The organism is Affinirhizobium lemnae (genome assembly GCF_022968395.1).
Classification (GTDB): domain Bacteria; phylum Pseudomonadota; class Alphaproteobacteria; order Rhizobiales; family Rhizobiaceae; genus Neorhizobium; species Neorhizobium lemnae.
Genome location: NZ_JALJQZ010000087.1, coordinates 1 through 7,056 on the forward strand (window position 1 = coordinate 1; position 7,056 = coordinate 7,056).

The following is a 7,056-nucleotide window of genomic DNA, read 5'->3' on the forward strand; positions in this document are numbered from 1 at the left end:
ACAGGCCGAAGCCCCAGCTCTTCTTTGCTCGCGTCAGCCCGATGAGGAGATCGGCGATCTGTTCGTTCTCCTCGTTCAGCTTGGCGCTGTAACGGTAGCAGGTCTCGCTGACCTCGAAGGTGCGGCAGGCGAGCGCAATGCTCACCCCTCGCAACGCCACTGCTTTCCCGGCCATCTCCCGGCGTTGAGATGGCCGCGTCACTTTTTTCCCAGAGCCTCTTTGAGCAGTTCGGCCTGCATGCTCATCTCCGCATACATTTTCTTCAGTCGACGGTTCTGGTCTTCCAGAGCCTTCATCTGGCTGATCATCGAGGCGTCCATGCCCCCATATTTGGCCCGCCATTTAATGGGATGGACTGTTCCCCCACCCCGCAGTGAAACTGGACGCACCAACGAAGGAGGTTGTCATGGCAAACGTTGCGGTTCTGGGAATTGATATTGCCAAGAATGTGTTCCAGCTTCATGGCGTGGGCGCCGATGGTCAGGTTGCCCTGAGGCGACGCGTGATGCGCGATCAACTGCTGCAGGTGACCGAGGCTATGCCACCTTGCCTGATCGGCATTGAAGCTTGCACGGGTGCCTTTCACTGGCAGCGGCATTTTGAGTCTCAGGGGCATACTGTGAAGATCATCGCGCCGCAGTATGTGAAGCCGTTTTTGAAGGGCCAGAAAAATGACGGCAACGATGCCCAGGCAATATGCATTGCCGTTCAACAACCACACATGCGCTTCGTGCCGAAGAAATCGATCATCCAGCAGGATATCCAGGGCCTCCACCGTGCTCGGCAGAGACTGGTCAATCATCGTGTCGCCCTGATCTCGCAGATGCGAGGTTTGCTTCTCGAGCGCGGCGTGGCAATTGCGAAGTCGGCCTCGATCGCAGAGCGCACGATACCGGAGATCATCAACAACCCAAAGATCGATATCACCGAGCTGACACGCGATATCATCGGCACCCTCCATGCCTTCCTTTTGTAGCCCAACGAGAAGATCAGATACTTCGACAAGCAGATCGAGGCCGTCTTTCGCGAGAGCGACGTTTGCCAGCGTATCGCGAAGATACGTGGCGTCGGCCCCAAGACTGCGACAGCAGTTGTCGCGGCTATCGGTGATGGAGCAGACTTTAAGAATGGCCGACATCTGGCCGCCTGGATGCGCTTGGTGCCGCGACAACATTCCAGCGGCGACCGACGCGTCCTGCTCGGCATCAGCAAGCGAGGCAGTCAGCATCTGCGAACACTTCTGGTCCACGGCGGAAGGTCAGTGGTGCGAACGGCGCAACGAAAATCTGACCCTGCGAGCGAATGGGTCAACGAGCTTAGGGAAAGGCGTGGTTACAATCGCGCAGGGGTTGCCGTCGCCAACAAGAACGCAAGGGTGATCTGGGCCTTGCTTCAGCACGGTGGTGAATACCGAGCCAATCCTTGAGAGCAGGCATGCGAATTGCAAGATGAAGGTTGAAATGGAATGAACGGTCGGACCGGCACATACGGAACCTGTCTTTTATAATGGCCGACAAGGTCTCCCATTTGTTGAGGCGTATGTGCGCGGATACCCCATTTGGGCGCTTCGGAAATGATGACGCCGTATAGATGTTTGCAATCGACCAGCGCCAGACCGCTTCAACATCAAGCTTGCAAAGGGGAACAGTCCATAGATGTAAAATGAGGCCGTGCTCATCCCGTGCTCCCGGCATAGCTCGGGAACTGGAACACCACCTTCCGCCTGGCGCAGGATGGCCAATATCTGCGGTTCGCTAAATCTGCTCGTCTTCATCAAAATCTCCTCGATCATAAAGCCCGAGAAAATTCTACTTTTGAAGTCCGCTATTTTGCGGGAGGATTACCTTGGGTCTGCCGTGATCGAGAACACATCGATGAATAGAAAAACACGCTCAAGGATGCCGTTCGATCCTGAGCAAGTTCTCGAACCGGCATCTGCGATTTGACTGGCGGAGATACAAAGCTGAAAGCTGAAAGCTGAATTGGAACGACTCTATCGCGACCGAAACAACGTACCAGGAATCGAAAGAGTCGAGTTGCTCGTACGGCTACTTACAGAGAAAAGGACAAAGGGACGTCCCTTACCCGATCTCTTATAGCGCATGGTAGCCTCCGATGCTTTCTCTCACGCGCTCACGAACTTGCTGCTTGTGTTGTATGGTCACCGATTGTAGCGAGGAGGGGCTTCGGCGGACAACGGCTTTTGCCGATATCGTGCTTTGAACTCTACCGCGGGAACCGAACCACTTATCACATTCACGGCAACTAACTGAGACGGTAGCGTCAGATTCGTTCGCAAACACCTTGAAGGGATACGAACCGCGTCCTCGCACTTGGGACGCTGTGTTATTGCCGATTAGCCCTTAATAACAGTTACTTGCTGTCGTCAATGCCCGATATGGGGCGGTAATCCTTAGTCCTCTTCGTAGCAACAAGGGGTAACAGCCGTCTTTACGCGCGTTCACCTGCCGACACCGTCTCCTTTACATTTTTATGTTAAATATCACTGGCTTATACTTGAATGGATGGATTCTATCAGTCTCTCATTCAGCGCTTTCAGCTCTGTAATACAAACTATAGTTGAAATGCATTTAAAAATATGATTTTGATACCGCGCAGCGTGTCTAAATGGCTCAAAAGGGGCTAGACGCCCGACTGCGTTCGTCAATTACTTCGTTCTTGAATATTGCCTTATGAGTTGGAGTTTCTTCGATGAAGACGAGCTTACGAGGCATCTGTTCGATGCTTTCCGAAGAAGCAATTGTGCTTACGGCTTATGACGACAGCACTGGGAAAATGACGATCGGGGCGGGGCACACAGCAGCAGCTGGCGATCCAGATCCGCAATCTGGTATGAAAATTTCCCTTACAGAAGCAATCAACATCTACCGGACCGACATCGCTAAAGCGGAAAGCGAAGTCGCAAAATCGGTGCACGCAAGCCTCTCGCAAAACCAGTTCGACGCGTTGGTATCATGGCATTTCAATACTGGTGCGATTAGTAACGCGACACTGACCACGAAGCTTAATGCCGGCGATGTTGATGGGGCGGCGGCAGAATTTGCGCATTGGAACAAGAGCAAGGGAAAAGTCCTAGATGGTCTCATATCAAGGCGCGCTCGCGAAATGGCGATGTTTGTAAAGGCGGATTACGGCGATCCCATTGTGCGCGTGATGGAGACGAAGGACGGAAAGGAAGAACATTACACGGCCGCCCAGATCGCAGCGCTCTTAGGCGGTCCTTCGCCGACCGAGGAAGATGAATCAACTGAAGAATTGCTGGCAAATCCCACCTCTCAGCTTTTGCCGATTAGCCGACCAAAGCAGTCTCCAGAACTGACACGAAGGGCCTTCGCGAAATTTCTCGATCTCGTCCCATTAGATGGTCGCATCAGTGCCGTCTCGGTTCTAGCAGTGCGGGGCTACTATCTGAATAGCATGGGCAAAGAGGCTGCCAACGATCGCGGTGTCTATGACGACGCAATGTTCGTGATTGATCCCGACGATGTCTATGGCTTCAACGCCAACACGGATCCCGGTAAGTTCGGCCGGGGCATCGCAAAACTCAAATCACGTCAGGCAGTCCGGTATCGTCCAGGGCTCCACGGTTTTTCACGCAAGGGTGGTCCCTACCCGGCTTTTCGGCAAGATAGTGACTGCACTGTCACTCGTGACGAGACGGGCGACGATACCGACGATGCAAGCCACCGTTTCTGGATCAACCTTCATCGGGGCGGGGTGACCACTACATCTTCTCTCGGCTGTCAGACCGTTCCGCCCAACCAATGGAACGAGTTCAAGACGCTGGTCGACAAACTGCTGAAGAAGCACGGGCAGCAAACCTTTTATTATCTGTTGATTGACAGGCAAGATCTTCCCAAGGAGGAATCGCAGATGGTGAGCATTACGCAGCCAGCCGCTACTGGCGGATCGGCGACGGCAAACACTGCGGACGCCCTAAACCTAGCGAAATCGCTACCCGCTGGCAGTATTCTCAGCGCCACCGAGCAAGCGGCACTTACGGCTGCACTCGCGAATGCAGATGCAGCCCGGAAGGTCATCGCCGAAGCGCTCCGTCAGAACGCAAAGCTCGATCCACTCGCCTCGTCGAGCGACCCGCAGCTGACGCCGGTCAACGGCGCCTTGGGCAAGACCATTGGCACCATGCTCGATGGGCGTAAGACGGCGATCGGGATTCTAGGTCTCCTAGTGACGACAATTCTGCCGATCTTTTTCCCCCAGCTCGCACCGATCGTGCGGGGCGCTGAGCCGCTGCTGAACGCAGCAACCAGCGCCGCCGGCGCCGTGGCCTCGACCGCGCAGACCGATTCGCTTCCGCGCGAACTGGTCTCTGCCGCCTATCCGGTCTTCGCCGCACTCACTGGATGGGGTTTGACCGGCAAGGTGGAAAAGTGGGTGCGCGCCATACGCAACGGCACGGCCAAATAGGCCATTCTGCCGCCAGTCCGTGTACCTCGCCAAATTCGGCAAATGGTCGGATGGGCGCCCCGGCAGGTCGAGGTTCGCCTGTGGGATCCGGTCCCTGAATCATCGTTCATGGTTCGAGCGGCGGACATGCATAGGTTGATAACAGAGGAGTAGGAATGTCGTCAGGGAACGAAATCACTTTCGACCAAGTCTTCAGCGATGAAATCTCCGCTATTAGTTCGCGGCGCGCGAAGACCGGAAGAGACGTGTTAGGCAAAAATGTAGATGGCCTCCGGATCACGGCGGAAAACGGCCTAGTTGGCCTTGCGCTCTCTGGGGGCGGCCAGCGCTCGGCTGCCTTTTGCCTAGGTGTCCTGCAGGGTTTACAGTCCAAGGACTTCATCAAGCACGTCGACTATCTTTCAACGGTTTCGGGTGGCGGTTACATCGGCTCCACACTGACGCTTGGACTCTCCGACAATCCTAATGCCTTTCCTTTCGGGACGCCTGCCGACGCTAAGGAGAGCGCCATCGTCAAACACTTGCGCGACAACTCCCGCTACCTAGTCCCAAACGGTCTCTGGTCTGTGGTAACCGCTTTTGTCGTCTACGCGCGAGGGTTGGTTTCAAATGCCTTGGCGATCGTGCCGATCCTGCTTATGATCAGTGCCCTTCTCCTTGCCCTCAACTCGAACACCGCCGAGCTCAGAAGCACTCGCGCGCTTTTCATCGATTGGTCCGCGGTGATCGGCTCGGGAACATTGCGAGTTTCCCAGGCGACCTTGGTCGTGATTTTGGCGGCGCTTGCGCTCTATGCAGTCCTCGTGTCGGTGATTTCCTATTCGTCCAAGCACTGGCGAACCTGGGGCTCCAACGTTGCGGCCGTCGTGCTGACGATTGCGTTCGTCATCATCATGCTCGACCTCCATGCAGCACTTAGCGCCTGGTGGTTCAGACAATCGAATTCCGCCGGGATGGGCCTGGCATCCGAGTTTGCAAAGCTGCAGACCTTTTTCGTTTGGCTGTCGCCGATTGTGGCGGTCGTGCTTCCCTATATCAATGGGATCGCTAGCAAAGCGACGAGCGGCGATGCCGGCGGCTGGAGTGAAATTGCAAAGCGTGTCGCAAGCCGGGCACTTCTCCTTATCGTGGCGGGTCTCCTACCCGCTATCCTTTGGATCGCAATTGTGCAGATGACATTTTGGGGAACCGCGCTTTGCGATGGGATGGCTTCGTGCAGCGGCCTGGCTTCCGTCGCACACGCGCCTCGATTTGTGCAATGGATGCTCGGAGCAGACGAGACCGGGCAGATCGCGTCATACAGTCGGTGGTGGGCGGCAACTTCTTACACCATTCTAGCCGGCGCGCTCTTGGCAAGTTGGCCATTTTTGAACGTAAACGCCAACTCGCTCCATCAACTCTATAGAGACCGGTTGGGAAATGCATTTTTCGTTCGCGCCGTCGTAGACGTTGCTGATACTTACCACGCCGATATCTTGAAACTCTCCGCGATCAACACTGAAAACGCTCCCTACCATCTCATTAACGCAGCCTTGAACGTTCCAGGTTCAAGCTTTGCCAACAGGCGCGGCCGTAACGCAGATTTCTTCTTTTTCAGTCCACGCTATGTTGGCAGCGAAGCAAGTGGATATGCACGTACATCCGACATGGAAGACGCGATGAAGAGCTTTTCGCTCGGGACCGCGACCGCTGTTTCCGGCGCGGCCGCCGCGCCGAACATGGGGATGGCGTCAGTTCGTCCGCTATCGCTTACGATTGCACTCCTGAACGTCCGGCTGGGATATTGGATACGCCATCCGCGCCATGTGGCTCAGCGCAAGCAGATCCTCAAAAAATACCCAGGTCCGGTCTTCATGCTTTCCGAAGCTTTCTCCAGGACCGGCATAAAGCTGACTAAGCGAGATGTGACGAAAAGTGAGACGGGCTTTGTCTTCCTCACCGACGGTGGCCATATCGACAATCTTGGCGTCTACGGTCTCCTTCGCCGGCGGTGCAAAATCATCTTCGCCGTTGACGGGGAAGCCGACCCAACCATGGCCTTCACGTCGCTCGTGCAGTTGGAGCGCCTGGCTCGCATAGACCTTAACGTGACCATCGATCTGCCCTGGGAAAAGATTTCGCGGTTTGCCCTGAACTGGGCGGCAGAGCCTACTTTCAGGCCTCATGTCGCAATCGGCACAGTAAAATTCCCCGCCTCAGGACCCGGTGCTGCCAACGAGACAGGTGTGATCGTCTATATCAAATCATCGATGAGCGGTGATGAGTGCGACTACATTCGCTCCTATGCCGCGGCGCACCGGACATTCCCACACGAGAGCACAGGCGACCAGGTCTTCAGCGAAGAGCAGTTCGAGGTCTACCGGGCGCTGGGCGAACACATTGCAGTGGGTCTGGTGACGGGCCGGGATGCCGTTGTGCTGTCTGAGGAAGGCGATCCGCTTGAGGCGGTCAAGAAGGCGGTGCCCGGGATCGAAATCTAGGAAGCCGGGCCGACTATGAGGATCGAAGGACATAGTGTGGATGACGTTGCTAGGCGGTGTGGACGGATTGCTGCATTTAGCTGAAACGGGGTTCCCCCACTGAGTGTTGTCTGATTCATGGGATGT

2 protein-coding genes and 3 pseudogenes are annotated in these 7,056 nt (G+C 55.6%); 3 read left to right on the plus strand and 2 right to left on the minus strand.

Annotated features, from left to right (window positions below; translation table 11 throughout):
* Positions 1 to 345 (minus strand): annotated as a pseudogene (locus MUU53_RS22680) (transposase); the annotation flags it as partial.
* A gap of 62 nt (positions 346 to 407) precedes the next feature.
* On the opposite strand from MUU53_RS22680, the pseudogene MUU53_RS22685 reads away from it, so the two are divergent.
* Positions 408 to 1,427 (plus strand): annotated as a pseudogene (locus tag MUU53_RS22685) (IS110 family RNA-guided transposase).
* Positions 1,428 to 1,658: 231 nt separating this feature from the next.
* Here the strand turns inward: MUU53_RS22685 and MUU53_RS22690 are convergent.
* A pseudogene (locus tag MUU53_RS22690) lies at positions 1,659 to 1,775 on the minus strand (transposase); the annotation flags it as partial.
* A gap of 938 nt (positions 1,776 to 2,713) precedes the next feature.
* Between MUU53_RS22690 and MUU53_RS22695 the strand changes: the two are divergent.
* Together MUU53_RS22695 and MUU53_RS22700 are read left to right on the plus strand one after the other, a co-directional pair.
* Complete coding sequence (locus MUU53_RS22695) at positions 2,714 to 4,450, plus strand: lysozyme (protein WP_377307253.1); 1,737 nt, start codon at positions 2,714 to 2,716, stop codon at positions 4,448 to 4,450.
* A gap of 245 nt (positions 4,451 to 4,695) precedes the next feature.
* Complete coding sequence (locus tag MUU53_RS22700; protein WP_247262877.1) at positions 4,696 to 6,930, plus strand: patatin-like phospholipase family protein; 2,235 nt, start codon at positions 4,696 to 4,698, stop codon at positions 6,928 to 6,930.
* The last annotated feature ends 126 nt before the right edge of the window (positions 6,931 to 7,056 follow it).